The organism is Streptomyces sp. NPDC085900 (assembly GCF_044540925.1).
GTDB classification, from domain to species: domain Bacteria; phylum Actinomycetota; class Actinomycetes; order Streptomycetales; family Streptomycetaceae; genus Streptomyces; species Streptomyces gilvifuscus.
In genome coordinates this window covers 487,218-507,949 of record NZ_JBITSP010000007.1, presented here as the reverse complement: position 1 = coordinate 507,949, position 20,732 = coordinate 487,218, and the positions used below count along the sequence as shown (strand labels likewise).

The 20,732-nt window shown below is 69.4% G+C and carries 18 protein-coding genes; 8 read left to right on the top strand and 10 right to left on the bottom strand.

The window, feature by feature from the left end:
* The first annotated feature begins 113 nt into the window (after nt 1-113).
* On the top strand, nt 114-674 hold the full coding sequence (locus ACIGDI_RS26370) for a GNAT family N-acetyltransferase (protein ID WP_399901138.1): 561 nt from the start codon (nt 114-116) through the stop codon (nt 672-674).
* Between the two features lie 4 nt (nt 675-678).
* On the opposite strand, the gene ACIGDI_RS26365 is transcribed toward ACIGDI_RS26370, so the two are convergent.
* The 9 genes from ACIGDI_RS26365 to ACIGDI_RS26325 all read right to left on the bottom strand — a co-directional run bounded on the left by ACIGDI_RS26365 (nt 679) and on the right by ACIGDI_RS26325 (nt 11,459).
* Nucleotides 679-2,148, bottom strand: a complete 1,470-nt coding sequence (locus ACIGDI_RS26365) for a type VI secretion protein (protein WP_399901135.1) — start codon at nt 2,146-2,148, stop codon at nt 679-681.
* Nucleotides 2,149-2,160: 12 nt separating this feature from the next.
* The gene (locus ACIGDI_RS26360) at nt 2,161-3,582 is read right to left on the bottom strand and encodes an ATP-binding protein (protein WP_399901132.1); all 1,422 of its coding nucleotides are present in this window, start codon (nt 3,580-3,582) and stop codon (nt 2,161-2,163) included.
* A gap of 14 nt (nt 3,583-3,596) precedes the next feature.
* Entirely contained in the window at nt 3,597-5,156 is a 1,560-nt protein-coding gene (locus tag ACIGDI_RS26355) for an SCO6880 family protein (RefSeq protein ID WP_200702808.1), read from the bottom strand.
* Entirely contained in the window at nt 5,153-6,490 is a 1,338-nt protein-coding gene (locus ACIGDI_RS26350) for a hypothetical protein (RefSeq protein WP_399901128.1), read from the bottom strand. Before ACIGDI_RS26350 ends, ACIGDI_RS26355 begins: the two co-directional genes overlap by 4 nt.
* On the bottom strand, nt 6,480-7,283 hold the full coding sequence (locus ACIGDI_RS26345) for a hypothetical protein (protein ID WP_399901125.1): 804 nt from the start codon (nt 7,281-7,283) through the stop codon (nt 6,480-6,482). Before ACIGDI_RS26345 ends, ACIGDI_RS26350 begins: the two co-directional genes overlap by 11 nt.
* A 144-nt stretch (nt 7,284-7,427) precedes the next feature.
* On the bottom strand, nt 7,428-7,736 hold the full coding sequence (locus ACIGDI_RS26340) for a hypothetical protein (RefSeq protein WP_014673544.1): 309 nt from the start codon (nt 7,734-7,736) through the stop codon (nt 7,428-7,430).
* Nucleotides 7,737-8,093: 357 nt separating this feature from the next.
* On the bottom strand, nt 8,094-9,395 hold the full coding sequence (locus ACIGDI_RS26335; protein WP_399901122.1) for a peptidase S8: 1,302 nt from the start codon (nt 9,393-9,395) through the stop codon (nt 8,094-8,096).
* A gap of 231 nt (nt 9,396-9,626) precedes the next feature.
* Complete coding sequence (locus tag ACIGDI_RS26330; RefSeq protein WP_399901119.1) at nt 9,627-9,908, bottom strand: hypothetical protein; 282 nt, start codon at nt 9,906-9,908, stop codon at nt 9,627-9,629.
* 183 nt (nt 9,909-10,091) lie between these two features.
* The gene (locus ACIGDI_RS26325) at nt 10,092-11,459 is read right to left on the bottom strand and encodes a peptidase S8 (protein ID WP_399901116.1); all 1,368 of its coding nucleotides are present in this window, start codon (nt 11,457-11,459) and stop codon (nt 10,092-10,094) included.
* Between the two features lie 425 nt (nt 11,460-11,884).
* Here ACIGDI_RS26325 and ACIGDI_RS26320 point away from each other — a divergent pair, with 425 nt between their 5' ends.
* From ACIGDI_RS26320 to ACIGDI_RS26310, 3 genes are all read left to right on the top strand, one after another.
* Nucleotides 11,885-12,658 carry a trypsin-like peptidase domain-containing protein gene (locus tag ACIGDI_RS26320; protein WP_399901113.1) on the top strand — a complete coding sequence of 258 codons (774 nt, stop codon included), beginning with the start codon at nt 11,885-11,887 and terminating at the stop codon, nt 12,656-12,658.
* Between the two features lie 95 nt (nt 12,659-12,753).
* Nucleotides 12,754-13,761, top strand: coding sequence for an NlpC/P60 family protein (locus ACIGDI_RS26315; RefSeq protein WP_399901110.1), 1,008 nt, complete (start codon nt 12,754-12,756; stop codon nt 13,759-13,761).
* A gap of 165 nt (nt 13,762-13,926) precedes the next feature.
* Nucleotides 13,927-14,631, top strand: a complete 705-nt coding sequence (locus tag ACIGDI_RS26310) for a phosphatase PAP2 family protein (protein ID WP_399901107.1) — start codon at nt 13,927-13,929, stop codon at nt 14,629-14,631.
* Between the two features lie 12 nt (nt 14,632-14,643).
* On the opposite strand, the gene ACIGDI_RS26305 is transcribed toward ACIGDI_RS26310, so the two are convergent.
* Complete coding sequence (locus tag ACIGDI_RS26305) at nt 14,644-16,200, bottom strand: FAD-binding oxidoreductase (RefSeq protein WP_399901104.1); 1,557 nt, start codon at nt 16,198-16,200, stop codon at nt 14,644-14,646.
* 319 nt (nt 16,201-16,519) lie between these two features.
* Here ACIGDI_RS26305 and pstS point away from each other — a divergent pair, with 319 nt between their 5' ends.
* From pstS to pstB, 4 genes are all read left to right on the top strand, one after another.
* Nucleotides 16,520-17,647 (top strand): phosphate ABC transporter substrate-binding protein PstS, encoded by a 1,128-nt coding sequence (pstS, locus tag ACIGDI_RS26300; protein ID WP_399901102.1) that lies wholly within the window; start codon nt 16,520-16,522, stop codon nt 17,645-17,647.
* Between the two features lie 135 nt (nt 17,648-17,782).
* Complete coding sequence (gene pstC, locus ACIGDI_RS26295) at nt 17,783-18,790, top strand: phosphate ABC transporter permease subunit PstC (RefSeq protein ID WP_399901099.1); 1,008 nt, start codon at nt 17,783-17,785, stop codon at nt 18,788-18,790.
* Nucleotides 18,787-19,839 (top strand): phosphate ABC transporter permease PstA, encoded by a 1,053-nt coding sequence (gene pstA / locus ACIGDI_RS26290; protein ID WP_399901096.1) that lies wholly within the window; start codon nt 18,787-18,789, stop codon nt 19,837-19,839. The genes pstC and pstA overlap by 4 nt, the downstream gene beginning before the upstream one ends.
* Nucleotides 19,840-19,878: 39 nt before the next feature.
* Nucleotides 19,879-20,655 (top strand): phosphate ABC transporter ATP-binding protein PstB, encoded by a 777-nt coding sequence (gene pstB / locus ACIGDI_RS26285; RefSeq protein ID WP_399901093.1) that lies wholly within the window; start codon nt 19,879-19,881, stop codon nt 20,653-20,655.
* Nucleotides 20,656-20,732 lie beyond the last annotated feature (77 nt).

Genomic DNA, 20,732 nt, shown 5'->3' with positions numbered 1-20,732 from the left:
ACTGCAGGGGGGACCCTGTGGGAGAGTAGGACGCCGCCGAACAATTTTTGAGAAAACCCCCGGCCGGGGATACCGGTCCGGGGGTTTTCTGCGTTTCGGCTACCGTTGCTGGCATGACCTACAAAGTCCGTTCCATACGCGCCGACGAGTGGCGTGAGGTGAAGGCGCTGCGGCTCGCCTCTCTTCAGGACCCCGTCGCGCACCTCGCCTTCCTGGAGACCTACGAGCAGGCTGCGGCCAGGTCGGATGCCTTCTGGCAGGAGCGTGCGGCCGGCGGGGCCGAGGGGTCGTCCGGAGCGCAGCAGATCATTGCCGAGGGGCCGGACGGCGAATGGGTCGGGACGCTCACCGTGCTGATGGAGGAGGCCGGGTCCACTGACTGGGCCGGGTTTCCGATCGAGCGGCGGCAGGGGCATGTCGTCGGCGTGTTCGTGCGGCCCGAACACCGTGGCATCGGGCTGACCGAGGTGTTGTTCGAGGCCGGTCTGGAGTGGGCCTGGGCGCAGGGTGCCGAGCGGGTGCGGCTCATCGTGCACGAGGACAATGGGCGGGCACAGCGGCTGTATCGGAAGGTCGGCTTCGCGCCCACCGGCGTGACCGTGCCGTTGACGGCGGCCCCGGGACAGTTGGAGCTGGAGTTCGCCGTTGAGCGCGATGAGCGTGAGGCGCTCTGACCGACTAGACCGGCAGTTCGTCGTGCGGCCAGCGGGCGCGGCCCTGTTCCCGGGAGCGGAGGAGGGCCAGCGTCGGCAGGCCCCGGTCCGCTCCGGCGGCCAGCAGCTCCGGCAGCTGCGGGAGCGGGGCCACGGCGGCCACGTCGTCGAGGACGAGCGAAAGTGGTGGGTCGAGGCGACCGGAGGATGACCGTTCGGCCATGCGCCGGCCACGCTCGACCACGCTGGAGACGAGGGCCGTCAGGAGAGGCATCGCGCCTGGATTGGTCCTGGGGTCCTCGATGGATTCCCCCACTACATAAAGCGTGCCCCCTTCGTGGACGAAGGAATCCAAGGCGAGGGCGTCGGTTCGGTTGGGGGTGCAGGCCTCGCGGATGTTCACCGTGAAGAGGGCCGAAAGGGCTCTGCTCGTCAGTTCCTGGGCCATGTCGCGGCGTTCGGGGTGGGCGGTGAGCGCGGCCTCGAGTTCGCCCGCGGAGCCGGGGGACGCCTTGGGGTTCGTACGGAGGATGCGGACCGCGTCCTGCACCTGGGTGCCCTGGGACCAGCGGTGGACGTGGCGGATGGTGCGGCCGTCGACCGCGGCGGCGTGCAGATAGGTCCGCAGGAGCGTTTCCGCGGTGGTCGACAGGGCCTCGTCGAGTTTGGCCGTGGGGCGGATGGGGGCGAGTATCGCGGCCGCCCTCTCCGTGGCCGTCTGCTTCTCCTCGCAGCCCGCCGTGGGGGACCAGTGGAGGCGGGCCGGGGTGTCGCAGAGGTGGGTGGGGTCGTAGAGGTGGACGGGGCCCAGCTTGGCCCGGGCGTCCTTGGTGTCCTGCCACACGGTGGGGTTGGACGTGACGACCACGGCGGGGCCCTCCGCGTCCCGTACGGCCTGCGTGGCCGCCGCCTGGCGGCTCGCGGGTGGGCCGTAGTGGACCAGGGGGACGGTGGGGTGCTGCAGCACCTCCGTCGGCTGGGGCAGGAGGGGTTCGGCTCGGGGAACCGGCACCTCGTGGATCTCCGCCGGCCTGGGCAGTGGCCGTGCCTCCGGTTCGAGCTCGGGTACGGTGACCGCCGCCGTGGGCCTTTCGAGTGCCGCCGCCCGCTCCAGGCGCCGCCTCATACGGCCGGCCCGCCATCTGGCCACCGTGCCCATGAGGAACACGGTCAGCACGAACAGCACCATGAGCTGACCGATGAACAGGCCCCAGAACAGCCCGTACCCGGAAAGCTGTGTCTGAGGGGTGTCCGGCCAGGCGCCGGTGATGTCGTGCGGGTGGCCGATGAGGTGGCGCATGGCGAGGGGCGTACGGGTGAAGGTCACGCCGTGCGGCCAGGAGCCGCGGGCGAACAGGCCCGCAAGCCCCGTCGCCGACCACACCAGCAGGGTCATGCCGAGGAGGAAGGCGAGCAGGCCGACCAACAGGCCGTCCGGGATGCCGCCCTGGCTCTCCCGGTCGTCCCGTCGTCGCCGGTCGTCCGGTCTGACCACGTCCGCCTCCCGCTACGCCACCGTCGATTCGGACGAGTCGTCGAAGTCGCTCAGGTGCTGTTCCACGAAGGCCGCCGCCCGCTCCTCCGCCTCCAGTTCGGCGGCGCGCAGGGCGTCGTCGGCCAGGTCGCTGGAGGACTCCGTCATCGCGCGGTCGGTGAAGACGAGAGGGCGTTCCGTCTCGGTGACGAGGTGTTTGACCACCTGGACGTTGCCGTTGACGTCCCAGACAGCGATACCGGGGGTGAGGGTGGGGATGATCTCCACCGCCCACCGGGGCAGGCCCAGGACCCGGCCCGTCGCGCGGGCTTCGTCGGCTTTCTGGGCGTAGATCGTCCGGGTCGACGCCATCTTCAGGATCGCGGCGGCCTCCTTGGCCGCCGCGCCGTCGACGACGTCGGACAGGTGGTGGACGACCGCAACGAAGGACAGGCCCAGCCGGCGCCCGAACTTCAGCAGCCGCTGGAACAGCTGCGCCACGAAGGGGCTGCTGATGATGTGCCAGGCCTCCTCGACCAGGAAGACGCGCTTCTTCCGGTCGGGGCGGATCCAGGTGTGCTCCAGCCACACGCCGACGATCGCCATCAGGATCGGCATGGCGATGGAGTTGCGGTCGATGTGGGACAGGTCGAAGACGATCAGCGGCGCGTCCAGGTCGATGCCGACCGTCGTCGGGCCGTCGAACATGCCGCGCAGGTCACCGTCGACGAGCCGGTCCAGCACCAGCGCCACGTCCAGGCCCCATGCCCGTACGTCCTCTATGTCGACGTTCATCGCCTCGGCCGACTCCGGCTCCGGGTGCCGTAGCTGCTCGACGATGTCCGTGAGGATCGGCTGGCGTTCGACGATCGTCTCGTTGACGTAGGCGTGCGCGACCTTGAGGGCGAAGCCGGCGCGTTCGTCCAGGCCGTGGCCCATCGCGACCTCGATGATCGTCCGGAGCAGCGCGAGCTGGCCGGTGGTCGTGATCGAGGGGTCGAGGGGGTTGAGCCGGATGCCGTGGTCGAGGGCGGCCATCGGGTCCAGCCGGATGGGAGTTATCCCCAGCTCCTCCGCGATGAGGTTCCACTCGCCGACGCCGTCCTCGCCCTGTGCGTCGAGGACGACGACCTGGCGGTCGCGGAAGCGCAGCTGCCTGAGGACGTAGGTCTTCTCCAGGGCCGACTTGCCGTTGCCGGACTCGCCGAGGACGAGCCAGTGCGGGGCGGGCAGCTGCTGGCCGTAGAGCTGGAAGGGGTCGTAGATGTAGCCCTTGCCCGAGTAGACCTCGCGGCCGATGATCACGCCCGAGTCGCCGAGGCCGGGGGCGGCCGTCGGCAGGTAGACCGCCTGGGCCTGGCCGGTGGACGTGCGCACGGGCAGGCGGGTCGTCTCGACCTTCCCGAAGAGGAAGGAGGTGAAGGCGTCGGTGAGGACGGACAGCGGATCCCGCATCGGCGAATCAGCCCCTACCTTCGAATGCCGGTGGCGAACGGAAGCGTGTTCACGAAGGCACGGTGGTGCTCGCGATCGCACCACTCCAGCTTCAGGTACGACTTTCCGGCCGAGGCGCGGATGGTCCGCTTGTCGCGGGCCAGCGCCTCGGGAGAGCGGGAGGAGACGGTGATGTAGCCGACCAGGTTGACGCCGGCGGCGCCGCTCGCGAGGTCCTCGCCGCGCTGGTCGAGGCGGGTGTGGGCGGCCACGTCGCGGGGGTCGACGGTGCGGTTCATCTTGGCGGCGCGGCTCGCTTCCGCCTCGTCGTTGGTCTTCTCCGTCAGCATGCGTTCGATGGCGACCTCGGTGGGTTCGAGGTCCATCGTGACGGCGACCGTACGGATGACGTCCGGGGTGTGGACCAGCAGCGGGGCCAGGAAGTTGACGCCCACCGGGGTCATCGGCCACTCCTTCACCCAGGCGGTGGCGTGGCACCAGGGGGCGCGGGTGGAGGACTCCCGTGTCTTCGCCTGGAGGTACGTGGGCTCCATGGCGTCTAGCTCGGCCGGCCAGGCGTTGCGCTTGGTCATCGCCTGGATGTGGTCGATGGGGTGGTCGGGGTCGTACATGGAGTGGATGAGGGAGGCGAGGCGGCCCTGGCCGAGGGGCTGGCGGACGCGGATGTCGGCCTCCTGCAGGCGCGAGCAGATGTCCGTCAGCTCGCGGGCCATGACGACAGCCAGACCCGCGTCCCGGTCGACCTTGCGGCCGTTGTGCGGGCGGGCCGCCCGCGCCATCGCCTGGGCCTCCGCGGCCAGTTCGCGGGTGTAGTGCATGCAGGCGACCAGGTAGGCGCGGTGCTGCTCACTGCTGGTGGACACCATGGACTGCAACTGGTCGTACGACTGCTGCAGCCAGCCCGGCGCCTTGTCGTCGCCGCGGACGGAGACGTCCTTGGCGTGGGCGTCGGGGTCGGCGGGCAGGGTGCGGGCGAGCATCTGCAGGCGGGTGACGAAGCCGTCGCCGTTGGCGACGTGCTTGAGGAGGGTGCCGAAGCGGTCGACGAGGGCTTCCTGGTCCTCGGAGTCGCGCAGGCCGACGCCGGGGCCCTCGATCTCGATGGCGGCGGTGACGGTCCTGCGGTCCGCGTGCAGCAGTACGGCGATCTCGTCGGGCCCGAAGGGGGCGGCGAGCCAGTTGATGCGGCCGATGCCGGGCGGCGGGCCGATCTCGATCTCGCGGCCGTCGATGCGCGTGCCGGCCTCCATGACGCCGGAGCGGTAGACGGTGCCCTGCTTCAGGGTGCGCTTGTAACTGCGGTTGATCTCGAACCACTTGTAGAACGTGCGGTGCTTGTACGGCACGTAGACCGCCGCGAGCGCGAGCAGCGGGAAGCCCATCAGCAGCACGATGCGCAGGGAGAGGACCGGGACGAGGAGCCCGCACATCATGCCGAGGAACGCGCCCACGATGATCAGCGCGATCTCGCCGGACTCGCGGTTCCGGCCGACGATCGCGTTCGGCCGGGCGCGGCCGATGAGATACGTACGGCGGGGCGTGACCGGATGGGACAGGTGGGACTCGGTCGTCAACGCCCTTCACCTCCCGTGCGGTTGGTACTGCTGTTGCGGGTGTTGCTGGCATGCGGGGTGTTCACCGGGCTCGCCGAACGGGGTGCGGGTGCGGCGGAGGGGACAGTTCCGCCGCCACCACCGGTCGGGGTGCGGGTGCTGTGGGCGGCTACGCCGCCGCTGACCGGGTTGGCCGGCCGGGGGCCGCCGCCGGAGGACGACTGGCCGCCGCCTCCGTTGTCGTTGGCCCGGGTGCTGTGGGTCTTGATGCCCTGCGCGACCATGTTCGCCGGGGAGCTGATGACGGCCGCGGCCTTGCCCTCGGCGCCCTGCATGATGCGGTTGTTACGGCCGCTGGCGATCTCGTCGCCGAAGCCGGGGACGAAGCGGTAGATCATCGCGCTGGCGAAGATGGCCAGCAGGATGATGGCGAGGCCGGAGACGACGGCGGAGAAGGAGTCGGGGCCGTTGGCGGAGGAGAGCGCGCCGGCGAGGCCCAGCACGATCACGATGATCGGCTTGACCAGGATGACGGCGATCATGATGCCCGCCCAGCGGCGGACGTGGCCCCAGAGGTTCTTGTCGACCAGGCCGGCGTAGACGACGGTGCCGAGGAGCGCGCCGACGTAGAGGAGCGCCGCTCTGATGACCAGCTCCAGCCAGAGGACGCCGGCGGCGAGGATGCTGACCAGTGACACGACGATCAGCATGATGGGGCCGCCGCCGATGTCGGTGCCCTTGTTGAGGGCGCCGGAGAAGGTGCCGAAGAAGACGTCGGTCTGGTCGCCGGTGGCCTTCGCGAGGACGTCGGTGACGCCGTCGGCCGCCGATACGACGGTGTAGAGGATCAGCGGCGTGAACGCCGACGCCAGGACCGTCAGCCAGAGGAAGCCGACGGCCTCCGAGATGGCCGTGGTGAGCGGAACGCCCCTGACGGCTCGCTTGGCCACGGCCAGGAGCCAGAGCACGAGGGTGAGGATCGTCGACGCCGCGAAGACGACCGCGTACTGCTGGAGGAACTTCTGGTTCGTGAAGTCGACGTTCGCGGTCTCCTTCACGGCCTCACTGAGCTTGTCGATGGTCCAGGAGGCGGCTTTGGCACAGCCCTTGGCGAGGGAGGAGAGGGGATCCAGGGTGGAGGTCGGGTCGAGGGAGGTGGACCCACTGGTGCCTTTGTCGTTGTTGCCGCGTTCGCAGTAGTCCTTGGCGGGGCCTCGGATGAGGTCACAGGGGTCATTGCTCGTCGTCGGGCTGGGCGTGGGTGCGGCGACGGCATGCGTGGCAAGCAGAACAGCGGTGGTCTGTACGGCGGCGAGGACGGCCGTGACCTTGAGGAAGCGGTGGTTAGCGCGCATACGTGAAGCCTCCGTACTCCTCGACGGCCTTCGTCATGTCGTCGGCAGTGGAGGCCTTCTGGTCCCGCCCGACCGGCACGGGGCCGTCCTTCTGCTGGAAGTCTGTGACTTTCCAGTCGTTGCCGACCCACTTCAGCTGGTACGTGGTGGTGTACCAGCTCTCGGACACCGGATTGGTCGAGCTGACGCCGGACAGGCCGAAGAGGGAGGTGTACCAGACCTCGACGGTGGCGGCGGTGGCGCTGGACGACGTCGTCTTGGTTCCGACCGGGATGATCCGGGAGACGAAGGTCTGGCCGCTCGGGGCCGAGCCGTTCTTGTCCAGGCCGATGTTGGTCAGGAACTTCTCGTTCGAGTACGCGCTGTCGGTGGCGGACAGGCGTGTGGCCGCCACGTCGGGGGCATAGACCGTGTTCACGATCTGATGCCGAGTGGACTCGGTGAACATGCCGGTGGAACCGAGCGCAACCGCGTAGTTGGCAGCCGCGCTCTGTGCCCCCTGCTGGTCGTGCGCGTACCCAGTCGGGATCCCGGCCGTCCGCCCCTGCACCGGCTTCGTCCCGCTGGCCGCGGTCGGTGCGCTGTTCGGCTTGTCCGCGGTGCCGCTCGTCGAAGAGGAATCGTCTCCTCCGCGGTTCGCGAAGGCGATCGCGGCGATGAGGAGGACCACCACGCCGACCACCGTGACCAGGCTCCGGGACGACGTGCGGCCGCCTCTCCGCGCGCCCCCGTACACGTCGCTGCCGCCGTCGGGCAGACGGGTCCGGGTCTGCCCCTCGTCTCCGAGACTCATGCCGCGTACGCCCTCTCCACCTCGTAGACATACGACGGTAGCCGTGCTGGAAGCCGCGCGGGCGCGGTGTGGTGACTCGACATCAGGGAAACGCAACCTCGGCCGGGGAGCACGACGGGCGGGTGGGGGAGGAGGGAACGTCTGCTAGACGGCCATGCCGTACACGATGGTGAAGAGCGTGCCCAGGGAGCCGATGATGAATACGCCGGTGAGGCCGGCGATGATGAGGCCCTTGCCCTGCTCCGCGCTGAAGGTGTCCCGCAGGGCGGTCGCGCCGATGCGCTGCTTGGCCGCGCCCCAGACCGCGATGCCCAGACAGAGCAGGATGGCGACCGCCATCACGACCTCGATCATGACCTTGGCCTCGTTGCCCAGGCTGCCGAAGGGGCCCCAGTCCGGAGCGATCCCGCCGATGATGGTGTTGATGTCTCCCTTGTCGGCCGCAAAGAGCATGTAAGTCACCGCCCCTGGTGGGTAGTTCCGCAGTTCCCTCTGCCGGGTGTGCAGAGGTCAGGCTCATTCTCGCCGACAATGCCGCGGTCGTATGTCGACTTGGCGTCATTGCTTGGCGGGTTTCGTACGAAAAGCACGCTCGGTCACTCTGTGTATCACGGCAGGTCACGCCGGGCAATGAGGCCTGAGCGGAACCTGTGTGTGGTTCAGTCGTTGACCCCTTCTGTGACCTGGGCCGGTTCTGACGGCTGGTCGGGTGAGGTGTCGCGCCGATGTTCTCCGGGTGAAGGGTAACCCGGGCACGCGGAGGAGCCGCGACCCATACCGGCCGCGGCTCGCTCCCTCGGTGACGGAGAGTCAGCCCGTGAAGGCGGAGACTCCTTCCGGGGTGCCCCAGCCGGTCGGGCCGTCGTAGCCCGTCTGGGCGGTGCACAGGTAGGTGGTGCTGCAGCTGCCGTTGTTGCCGCTGGTCACGTCGTTCAGCGCCGAGGTGCCGGCCTTCGTGTAGGGGAAGGAGGCCGGGTAGGAGGAGGACGACGGGGTGCCGGCGAGGGCGTAGACGGCGGCGATGATGGGCGCGGAGGCGCTCGTACCGCCGAAGGTGTACCAGCCGGCGGTGACGCCGTAGGAGTCGTAGACCGAGACGCCGGTCGCGGGGTCGGCCACGGCCGAGACGTCCGAGATCGTGCGCTTGGAGCAGCCGGTGTCGGTCTGCCAGCTCGGCTTGGTGTCGTAGGAGGAGCAGCCGGAGCCGGTGCCCTCGGTGCTGGAGGTCTTCCAGACGGTCTCGGTCCAGCCGCGGGTGGTGGAGGAGGTCTTCAGGGCCGTACCGCCGACCGAGGTGACGTAGCGGGAGGCGGCCGGGTACTCGGCGCCGTAGCCGCTGTCGCCGGCGGAGACGGTGATGGCGACGCCCGGGTGGTTGAAGTACGAGGAGTCGTACGAGGTGTCGGAGGAGGACTCGCTCCCGCCGTAGCTGTTGGAGACGTACTTCGCGCCGAGGGTGACGGCCTCGTTCACCGCCTTGCCGAGGTTGGCCATGGTGGCGCTGGTGGCCTCGACGAGCAGGATGTTGCAGTTCGGGCAGACGGCCGAGGCCATGTCGAGGTCGAGGGAGATCTCCTCGGACCAGCCGGCGTCGCTGGAGGGCAGCGAGGTCGTGGAGCCGGTCTGGCTGACCTTCTTGAAGCAGCCGTTGGCGGTCGTGCAGGCGGAGAGGCCGTAGTACGAGCGGTAGGTGGCGAGGTCGGACTCGGCGTTCGGGTCGTTGTACGCGTCGACGATGGCGATGGTCTCGCCGGAGCCGTTGGAGGCGGCGGCGGAGGTCAGGCCGTAGGCCGACTGGAGGTTCGTGGGGCCGTAGCCGGAGGGCGTGGCGGCGTCGGCGGCCTTGGGCGTGACGCCGGTCCTCGCCGCCTGCTGCTTCTGGAAGGCGGTGAGGCCGCCGGTCACGCGGTAGGAGTTGCAGGCCAGTTCGCCCTGGTGCTTCGGAGTGGCGCAGGGGGTGGCCGTCCAGGTCACCTTCGACGAGACGGTGGCCGCGTCGGCCTGGACGGCGGTGCCGAAGCCGGCGAAGACGAGCGCGGCGGCCGCGATCGCCGCGGCCCCGGCGCGGCGCAGGCCCCTGCGCACAGGTCTGTTGGGGGGAGTGGAACGCATCGTGCAGCCTCCTGATGTTCCTGGGTGGGGTGGAACAGGGGCGGTGCGGGTGCGATCCGCCGGTACGTTCCCCGGCGGAGGGCGGCGGCCCGCGACGACTGTCGCTTGTTGAGTACGCGACAACAAGAGGCTTATGGAATCCTGACTTCCGGATTACTGAACCTGTTTCGGCCCTTTACCCAACGCACAGGCCGCTCAATGGAGTTGCATGGGCGGGCCGGTGCGCGACCGCTAGCGCTTGGTGCACTTCGGGTAGTTCAGGCCCTCGGCGCAGAGGCTGTACGCGCTGCTGCTGACGTCCACCTCTTCCTCCTTGCCGGCCTTCGTACGGACCGTCAGTTCGTACTCGGTGTGGCAGCTGCGGGTCCTCTTCTTGCCCTTCTTCTTCGTCTTGCACTCGTGGTCGGTGTCCTTGCTGACGACCGTGCCGGTGACGGGCTTCGGCTTGCTGCAGCCGGCCAGCGGTGCGGTGAGCGCGGCGACGGTGAGCAGGACTGCGAGAGTGCGCTTCATGTGGTTTCCCCCGTGGGTGTCATGTACCGGATGTGCTGCCGGGGCATGGTACTGAGAACGGGAGGACGGGTCACGGCCGGCTGCCGTGACCCGTCCTCCTCGTGTGCCGCCGAGGAGACCCCACGTACTCCTCACTCGGGCGGCTCCCCGGTGACCCGTCGGGGAGGTCCTGGGCGGTGGTGCTCAGCCCGTGAAGGCGTCCAGGCCCTCCGGGGTGCCCCAGCCGGTCGGGCCGTCGTAGCCGGATCGGGCGGTGCAGAAGTAGGCGGTCGAGCAGGAGCCGTTGCTGCCGCTGGTGACGTCGTTGAGGGCGGAGGTGCCGGCCGCGTTGTACGGGTACTGGGCCGGGTAGTCGCTGCTGCCGGGGGTGCCGGCCAGCGCGTAGACCGAGGCGATGATCGGGGACGAGGCGCTGGTGCCGCCGTAGGTGTTCCAGCCGGTGCCGTCGGAGCCGTAGGAGTCGTAGACCGAGACGCCCGTGGCGGGGTCGGCCACGGCCGAGACGTCGGCGATCATGCGCTTGGAGCAGCCGGTGTCGGTCTGCCAGCTGGGCTTGGCGTCATAGGAGGAGCAGCCGGAGCCGGTGCCCTCGGTGCTGGAGGTGTTCCACACGCTCTCCGTCCAGCCGCGGCTGTTGGAGGAGGTGGAGAGCTTGGTGCCGCCGACCGCGGTCACGTACTTCGAGGCGGCCGGGTACTCGGCGCCGTAGCCGCTGTCGCCCGCGCTGGCGGTGATGGCGACGCCCGGGTGCTTGTAGTACGAGGAGTCGTACGTCGTGTCGGAAGAGGACTCGCTGCCGCCGTAGCTGTTGGAGACGAACCCGGCGCCCAGCTTGACCGCCTCGTTCACCGCCGTGCCCAGGTTGGCGTCGGACGCCGATTTGGCCTCGACGAGCAGGATGTTGCAGTTGGGGCAGGTCGCGCTGACCATGTCGAGGTCGAGGGAGATCTCGCCGGCCCAGCCGCTGTCGGCGGAGGGCAGGGAGGTCGTGGAGCCGGTCTGGGAGACCTTGGTGAAGCAGCCGTTGTCGGTGGTGCAGGCGGACAGGCCGTAGTAGTCGCGGTAGGTGGCCAGGTCCTCCTCGGCGTTCGGGTCGTCGTAGGCGTCGACGATGGCGACGGTCTGGCCGGAGCCGTTGGAGGAGGCCGCGTCGGTCAGGCCGTACGCCGACTGGATGTCGCTCGGGCCGTAGCCGGTCGGCGAGTCGGTGGCCGCGTTCGGCTTGACGGTCTTCGGGGCGATGCCCTTCAGCGCCGCCTGCTTCTCCATGTAGGCGGTGGTGCCGCCGGTGACGCGGAGGGCGTCGCAGGCGGCGTACCCCTTCTTCGGGGTGGCGCCGCAGGCCGCCTTCTCGTACTGCACGTGGGCCTTGGCGACCTGGGCGGCGATCGTCCGGGCGCTCACCTTGGGCGCGGTGGCCCGCGGGGCGGCGTCGGCGTGGGCCGCGGTGCCGAGGCCGGCGATGAGCAGGGCCGCGGTGGCCGCGGCGGCCGAGCCGGCTCTGCGCCATCTGCCTGATATGTGGGGGGAGTTGGGGGTGGACGTACGCAACGTACAGCCTCCTGTGTGAGGTGGGGCAGGGGCCTGCGGGTGGGGGCCACCGGTGAGGTGGCCGGTGGGGGCGGCGGCCCGCGAAAGACCATCGCTTGTTGAGTACGCGACAAACAAGAGCGTTTCGGAATCCTGACTTCCGCATTACCGAAGGGGGTTGCGGGATTGCTGCCCGATGGCGGCGGGATGGCCGGGGGATGGGCGCCGTTTGACCATGAGCACAGCAAAACCACAGCTTGACGCGCGTTGACCGGACCGGTGAGGGCGGCGGTCGCACGGGCCGGGAGGCGAGGTCGGCGGCGCCGCCGTACCGTGGATGTCATGGCCGTGTCGTCGAGCGTCCCGCCCAGGAAGCCGCCGTTCACGGAGATATCTCGGTGAACGGCAGACTCTTTTCTCACCTTCGTCGGCCACAGTGGTTGCCGATGAAGCGCACCTCACGCATTGGCAGGCGGGTTTCCCGCCCCGTGTTCGCGGCCGTCGTGCTGCTCGTGCCGGCCGTCACCTCGGCCTCTCTGGCGGCCGCCGACGACGGGCCCGGGCCGTTCGGCGTCACCGCCGTCGCGGCGGCGGGCGGACCGACCGAGAGAGTCGGGGCCCTCTTCGGGGCCGACCGGGCCGGCAAGCTCGCCGGCGGACACTTCTGCACCGCCTCCGTCGTGCACAGTCCGGGCCGCGACCTCGTCGTCACCGCCGCGCACTGCCTGGACGGGGACGGCGACCTGATCTTCGTGCCCGGATACCGGGACGGGAAGGCCCCGTACGGGGTGTGGAGCGTGCGCAAGCGGTTCCTGCCCGACGGGTGGGCCAAGGGGCAGGACGAGGACAGCGACGTCGCCTTCGCCGTGCTGGGGGAGCGGGACGGAAAGGGCGTCGAGGACGTCGTCGGGGGCAATCGGTTCGTCGCCGGTACGGCCACCGGAGCCACCGCCGTCACCGTCACCGGGTATCCCAACTCCCGTGAGGTACCGGTCAGCTGCACCAACAAGCCGACCGCGCACAGCCCCACGCAGCAGCGGATCGAGTGCCCCGCCCTCAGCGGCGGTACCAGCGGCAGTCCCTGGGTGAACGGGGACGGGCAGGTCGTCGGGGTGCTGGGCGGGCACGAGGAGGGTGGCTCCACCGACGACGTCTCCTACAGCGTGGTGCTGGGGACCGAGGCCGCCGAGCTCTACCGGGACGCCACGGCCGATCCGTGAGACCAATGGGGTCGAAGACCCCGCGTGATCATTCCGGAACACAGCGCACGCCCCTACACTGACCTGGGCTACGACTCCCGGGCGGCGAGGGGCGGTTGACGGTGCGTAAGGCGTGGATCATCGCGACGGCCGCTGTCGGCTCCGCCCTGGCCTTCGTGATGCTGCTCGTCGTCGGCGTCTACCTGGTCGCCGGGAACATCCTCAACGGGGTGGGCGGGGGGACCAAGGCGCTCGCCAAGGGCTCGGTGCCCGCCGCCTACGCGGCCATCGTGCAGAAGTGGGGCAACCTGTGCTCCGCCATCAACCCGGCGCTGCTCGCCGCCCAGCTGTACCAGGAGAGCGGGTTCAACCCGAACGCCAGGAGCGGGGCCGCGGCCGAGGGGATAGCGCAGTTCATCCCCGGGACCTGGGCCACGCACGGCATCGACGGCAACGGTGACGGCAAGAAGGACGTGTGGGACCCGCAGGACGCCATCCCGTCCGCCGCGTCGTACGACTGCAAACTCGCCTCGTACGTGAAGGACGTACCCGGGAATCCGACCGAAAACATGCTCGCGTCGTACAACGCCGGCGCGTACGCGGTGATCAAGTACGGGGGCGTGCCGCCGTACCGGGAGACCCAGAACTACGTCAAGACGATCACCACGCTCGAGGAGAGCTTCGCGGCGCCCGTGACCCGGGTGGACCCCAGCCAACAGGCGGCCGGCGCCATCTACTACGCGCAGAAGAAGCTGGGCACGCCCTACCTGTGGGGCGGCAACGGCACCGCCGCGGACGGCGGGCGTTTCGACTGCTCCGGGCTGACGAAGGCGGCGTACGAGAGTGTCGGCGTCACCCTCCCGCGGGTGGCCAACGACCAGTACAACGCCGGACCGCACCCCAAGCGCGACGAACTGCTGCCCGGAGACCTCGTGTTCTTCTCGAAGGATCCGACCGACTCCCGGGCCATCCACCATGTCGGCATTTATGTCGGCGGTGGGTACATGATCGACGCGCCGCGAACGGGCGCCGTGATCCGGTTCGACCCGATCGACACTTCCGAGTACTTCGGGGCAACCCGGGTCACCGAAGATGGCGCGAAAGCATTGCCGACCACGGTGTGAACCGAGCGTGAAACCACCCCCTGAGCTGGGGCAACGGGTCTCTCTTCGATAACGTCTGCGTGATCATTCGGTGGAGTGTGGAACGTAGTAAGCGGGACCGTGCGTTCCTGTTGACGTAGTGGCGCACGCGAGTGCCCGAAGCAACGACGAAGGGGCCGCGGCACGATGGCTGGACTCGCTGAATCCGGGTCGAACCCCGACGTCGACCTGCTCTACGACATCAACGGACTGGCCAAGGACGCCCCGCACTGGTTCGACCGGGGCATGGAGTTCGTCGGCGAGTACGGGCTGCTGCTGGCCATGGTGCTGCTCGTGCTGTGGTGCTGGTGGTCGGTGCGGCGGCGGGGCGCGGAGGACGCCGCCTCCTCCGTGGCCGCGCTGGTGTGGACGCCGATCGCCGCCGGGATCGCGGTCCTGGTGAACGTGCCGATAAGGGGTTTCGTCGAGCGGCCGCGGCCGTTCCTTCAACACCAGGGGCTCGATGTCCTGGTGTCCGGCAAGACCGACTACTCGTTCGTGAGCGACCACGCCACGATCACCATGGCCATCGGGGTCGGGCTGTTCGTCGCCAACCGCAAGTTCGGCATCGCCGGGATCGCGCTGGCGCTGCTCGAGGGGTTCTGCCGCGTCTACATGGGCGTGCACTATCCGACGGACGTCGTCGGCGGGTTCGCGCTCGGGACGGCCGTGGCCCTGCTGCTGTCGCCCCTGGCCATGGCCCTGCTCACGCCGCTGATGAAGGCCGTCGAGGGGTCCGCCTGGGGCGGCTGGGTCGTCCGCAGCCGCCGCCGGCCCGGTACGGGCCGGGACACCGTGCTCCCCGGCGCCCGCAAGGACGTCGAGTCGGAGGAACGCGACCTGGCGGCGTAGGCCTCCGGGGCTCTACAGCGCCTGCGGGTAGGTGAAGAAGCGGTTCGGGTCGTACTGCTTCTTCAGGGTCGCCAGCTTCGCCGCCGCGTCGCCGTAGTACGCCTTGCGCCAGTCCGTCAGGGTCGGGTCCGTGTAGTTCTGGTAGGCCGCGCCGGAGGCGTAGGGCTTCATCGCGTCGTGGGCGTGAGTGAGCCAGGACTGGGCCGCGGTGCCCGTCGTGCCGGGGCGCCAGGACGCTATGTACTGGGCCAGCATGCGGCTGCGGCGGTGCACGAAGGCGGTGGCCGTGGGGGAGACGCGGTTGACCGCGCCGCCGAGGGCCGTCAGCGCGATGCTGCCCGCGCCGCCCTGGACCGAGGAGATCTGCCGCAGCAGGGTCTGGATGCCCGCCGAGGAGATCGAGCGGTCGAAGAAGTCCGACCGGGCCGCGTAGGTCTCGCGGCCCAGCGCGCCCTGCGGGTTGCGGCCCGGCGTGGAGCCGGGGAGGTGGCACTGGGCGGCGGTGGGGAACGACGAGCAGCCCGCGTAGGCCTCCATCGCGCCCTCGTACGAGTGCCGCCTGAGCGTGACGCCGCGGGCCGCGGACCCCACCTTCGAGGCCAGGCGGTCCAGGGCGTTCTGGAGTTCGCCGTAGGTGCCGAGGGAGAAGGCGGCCACGGAGACGCTGGGCGAGCCGCCGTTCTCCAGGTGGCAGGAGGACCAGATCTCGTCCGGCTGGTCCGGGCCCCACTCCTGCCAGGCCCGCAGCACGGCGGCCGCCTTCGACCAGGGCCAGGTGACGTACGCCGACACCGCCTGCGGCGCCGGGTGGGTCTTGAAGCGCAGTTCCGTCACGACGCCGAAGTTGCCGTTGCCCGCCCCGCGCAGGGCCCAGAACAGGTCCTTGTTCTCGCTGGCGTTCGCGGTCAACTGCCTGCCGTCGGCCGTGATCAGCGTCGCCTGGGTGAGGCTGTCGCAGGTCAGGCCGTACGCCCGGGAGACCACACCGTGGCCGCCGCCGAGGACCAGGCCCGAGACGCCGACCGAGGGGCAGGAGCCCGCCGGGATCGTCACTCCCTTGGCCGTGAGGCCGCGGTAGACGTCGATCAGCTTGGAGCCGGCGCCCACGACGGCCTCGCCGCCGCCGACGCGGATTCCGTTCAGCCGGGAGACATCGAGGATCAGCTTGCCGTTGCCCGAGGACCAGCCCGCGTAGGAGTGGCCGCCGTTGCGGATGGCGACCCGGAGGCCGTGGGTGCGGGCGTAGGAGAGGGTTGTCCGGATGTCGTCCGTGTGTGCGACATAGGCGACCGCCGCGGGCTTCAGACCGTCGAAGCGGGTGTTGTACAGCTGGTGGGCGGTGGCCCACTTGGCGTCTCCCGGGCGCACCAGCGTGCCGTCGAGGTCGTGGGCGAGCGCGCTCCAGTTCGCGGCGGAAGCCGACATCACCGTCGTACCGGAGGAGCCGGTGGCCGTGGCGGGCGTGGCGTTCGAGGAGGTGGCGCCCGCTGTTCCGGTGCCCTTGCACGCCGCCAGGGCCACGCCGGATATCGCGGCCGCGCCGCCACCGATGAATGCACGCCGTTCCATGTTCTGCCTCCCGTTGGCTCTCGGGGAACGAGACGGCTCGCCGGACCCGTACGTTCCACCGGGAGTGTCACCGCTGTGTCACTGTGGGGCCGGGACCTCCACGTGCCCTCCCCGTGAGCATTCCGTGACCTAACCACAACGTCTGCAGGGGTTCACCTCGCGTTCATTTGTGGCCATCGGCGCCTTCACCTGATCTGCCTAATTTCGGCCCTACGAGATGCGGTCATGCCTCGCAGAGGCGGTCCGTGTCACCGAGACTTCGCAACCCTCGCACGCCGCCGGATTCAGGACGGCGGCTCCTGGAAGGAACTCTTTCACAGTGAAGCTTCAGCGCATGAACCGGCGGGCCCTCGCCCTCGGTGCCCTCGCCGCTTCCGGCGCCCTGGTCCTCACGGCGTGCGGCTCGGACGACACCAGCTCGGGCAGCGGTGGCAGCAGCGCTTCGGCGACGACGGGCGCCAGCTCCATCAAGTGCGACAACGCCAAGGGCCAGCTGCTGTCCGACGGCTCGTCCGCGCAGAAGAACGCGATCGACGCCTGGGTGGCCCAGTTCTCCAAGGCCTGCGGTGTGCAGATCAACTACAAGGCGGGCGGCTCCGGCGCCGGTGTCACCTCCTTCACCCAGGGCCAGCTGGCGTTCGCCGGCTCCGACTCGGCGCTGAAGCCCGAAGAGGTCACCGCCTCCAAGAAGGTCTGCTCCGGCGGCCAGGGCATCGACCTGCCGATGGTCGGCGGCCCGATCGCGGTCGGTTACAACCTGTCCGGCGTGAGCAACCTGGTCCTCGACGCCCCGACCCTGGCGAAGATCTTCAACAGCAAGATCGCCTACTGGGACGACGCGGCCATCAAGAAGCTGAACCCCTCCGCGAAGCTTCCGCACCTGAAGATCCAGGCCTTCCACCGCTCGGACGAGTCCGGCACCACGGACAACTTCACCAAGTACCTGATCGCCACCGCCAAGAGCGACTGGCCCTACTCCGGTGGCAAGGCATGGCAGGCCAAGGGTGGCCAGGCCGCCGCCCAGTCCTCCGGTGTGGCCGCCCAGGTCAAGCAGACCAACGGCTCCATCGGCTACTTCGAGCTGTCCTACGTCGCCGACGGTGTCAACGCCGTCAGCATCAACACCGGTGCCAGCGCGCCGGTCGCCCCGAGCAGCGACTCCGCCTCCAAGGCCATCGCCGACGCCAAGGTCGTGGGCACGGGCAAGGACCTGTCGCTGCAGCTGAACTACAACACCAAGGCCGACGGCGCCTACCCGATCACCCTGGTCACGTACGAGATCGTCTGCGACAAGGGCAACAAGTCCGACACCCTCCCGGCGACCAAGGCGTTCCTGCGCTACATCGCCTCCGAGGACGGCCAGAACGTTCTGTCCGGCCTCAAGTACGCCCCCATCCCCGCCGACATCATCGCCAAGGTCCGCACCACCATCGAGGGCCTGAACTGATCTGAGCGTGTGGTCCGGTCCCGGACCTGATCCGGGACCGGACCACACCGTCCGGTGCACCGCCGCCACGAGCCGTACCAGTCGTACGGCTTCGCAGAACCGCACAGGGTGCGGTTCCGCAGACCGGAGAACCCGATGGACACATCAACACAGATAACCGACGCCCCACCCCCCGTCCCGCAGCCGACCGAGGCCGAGCTGAAGCGCAACGCCCGCGGCGCGACCCGACCCGGAGACCGGATCTTCCTCGGTCTGTCCCGTGGGTCGGGCATCTTCCTGTTGGTGATCATGGCCGCGATCGCGGTCTTCCTCACCTACCGCGCGTCCCTCGCGCTCAGCAAGAACCACGGCAACTTCCTCACCACCTTCGAGTGGAACACCAACGTCACGCCGCCCAGCTTCGGCATCGCGGTCCTGGCCTTCGGCACGGTGGTCTCCTCGATCATCGCCATGGTCCTCGCGGTCCCGGTCGCGGTGGCCATCGCGCTGTTCCTCACCCACTACGCCCCGCGCCGGCTGAGCGGTCCCATCGCGTACGTGGTCGACCTGCTCGCCGCCGTGCCGTCCATCGTCTACGGCCTCTGGGGCGCGCTGATCCTCGTACCGCACATGACCGGCCTCTTCGGCTGGCTCAACGACTTCTTCGGCTGGACCGGGATCTTCTCCTGGGACCAGGGCGCCCCGCGCTCGCTGCTCACCGTGGGCATCCTGCTCGCGATCATGATCCTGCCGATCATCACCAACGTGAGTCGCGAGGTCTTCCGCCAGGCTCCGCAGATGATCGAAGAGGCCGCCCTGGCCCTCGGCGCCACGCGCTGGGAGGTCATCCGCATGGCCGTCCTGCCCTTCGGCCGCTCCGGTGTGATCTCCGCCTCGATGCTCGGCCTCGGCCGCGCGCTCGGCGAGACGATGGCCGTGGCCACCGTCCTGTCCCCGGACTTCCTGATCCACGGCAGCCTGCTCAACCCGGGCGGCGGCACCTTCGCCCAGAACATCGCCAGCAAGTTCAGCGAGGCGACCGAGTTCGGCCGGGACGCCCTGATCGCCTCGGGTCTGGTCCTGTTCGTCATCACCCTGTTGGTCAACGGCGCGGCCCGCATGATCATCGCCCGCCGCAAGGAGTACTCGGGGGCCAACGCATGAGCAACGCCGCCATCGCCGACAAGCGCCCCAGCACGCTGCGCGGCGCCAGTCTGCCGAAGTGGTCGCCGTGGGCGATCGCCGCCGGCTCCGTCGCCGTGGCCGTCGCGGTCGGGGTGGGTGCCGGGCTCACCAAGGTCCAGTGGGGCCTGATCTCGGGTCTGCTCTTCCTCGTCGCCACCTACGGCATCGCCGCCAAGGTCGAGGGCCGCCGGCAGGCGAAGGACCGCATCGCGACCGGCCTGGTCTGGGTCGCCTTCCTGCTCGCCCTCGTGCCGCTGATCTCCCTCGTCTGGACGACCGTCGTACGCGGTGTGAAGGTCCTCGACGTCTACTTCCTGAGCCACTCGATGGGCCTGACCGCCGACTCCCAGCCGGGCGGCGGCATCTACCACGCCATCATCGGCAGCCTGGAGCAGGTCGGCCTCGCCACGCTGATCGCGGCGCCGATCGGCGTGCTGACCGCCATCTACCTGGTGGAGTACGGCCGTGGCCGGCTCGCCCAGGCGGTCACCTTCTTCGTCGACGTCATGACGGGTGTCCCGTCGATCGTCGCGGGTCTGTTCATCCTGTCGCTGATGCTGATCTTCGACATGCAGCCGTTCGGCTTCGCCGGCTCGCTGGCCCTGGCCATCCTGATGATGCCGGTGGTCGTGCGTTCCACGGAGGAGATGCTCAAGCTCGTCCCGAACGAGCTGCGGGAGGCGTCACTGGCACTGGGCGTGCCGAAGTGGCGCACCATCCTGAAGGTGGTCCTGCCGACCTCCCTCGGCGGCATCACGACCGGCATCATGCTGGCCATCGCACGTATCGCGGGCGAGACGGCTCCTGTGCTGCTGTTGGTGTTCGGAAACCGGTTCATCAACAACAACCCCTTCGAGGGTCCGCAGCAGTCGCTGCCGCTGTACGTCTACCAGCAGTACGCCGCCGGCAACGACTACGCCTACGACCGGGCCTGGGCGGCATCGCTCACCCTGATCGCCTTCGTGATGATCCTCAACCTGGTGGCCCGCGCGATCGCGCGCTGGAAGGCCCCGAAGACCGGTCGCTGACCGCGGCCCCCTCAGCGACTGACTGGAAGTGAAGTAGTAATGGCCAAGCGAATCGACGTAAGCGGTCTGACCGCCTACTACGGGTCCCACAAGGCGATCGAAGACATCTCGATGACGGTCGAGCCGCGCTCGGTGACGGCCTTCATCGGCCCCTCCGGCTGCGGCAAGTCGACGTTCCTGCGCACCCTGAACCGGATGCACGAGGTCACCTCGGGCGGCCGGGTCGAGGGCAAGGTCCTGCTGGACGACGAGGACCTGTACGGCCCGGGGATCGACCCGGTGGCCGTGCGCCGCGAGGTCGGCATGGTCTTCCAGCGGCCCAACCCCTTCCCGACCATGTCGATCTTCGACAACGTGGCGGCGGGGCTGCGGCTGAACGGCAACTACAAGAAGAACGAGCTCGGCGACATCGTGGAGAAGTCGCTGAAGGGCGCGAACCTCTGGAACGAGGTCAAGGACCGGCTGAACAAGCCCGGTTCGGGACTCTCCGGCGGTCAGCAGCAGCGTCTGTGCATCGCCCGCGCGATCGCGGTCGAGCCGAACGTGCTGCTGATGGACGAGCCCTGCTCCGCCCTCGACCCGATCTCCACCCTCGCCATCGAGGACCTGATCGGTGAGCTCAAGGAACGCTTCACGATCGTCATCGTGACGCACAACATGCAGCAGGCGGCGCGCGTCTCGGACCGTACGGCGTTCTTCAACCTCGCGGCGGTCGGGCAGCCCGGCAAGCTGATCGAGATCGACGACACCGAGCGGATCTTCTCCAACCCGTCGGTCCAGGCGACGGAGGACTACATCTCCGGCCGCTTCGGCTGATCCCCAAGACCCCTCGCGGTGCTGCATGGCGGTGCCACCGCGAGGACGATGAAGGGCCCGCCCCCGGCTCCCGGGGG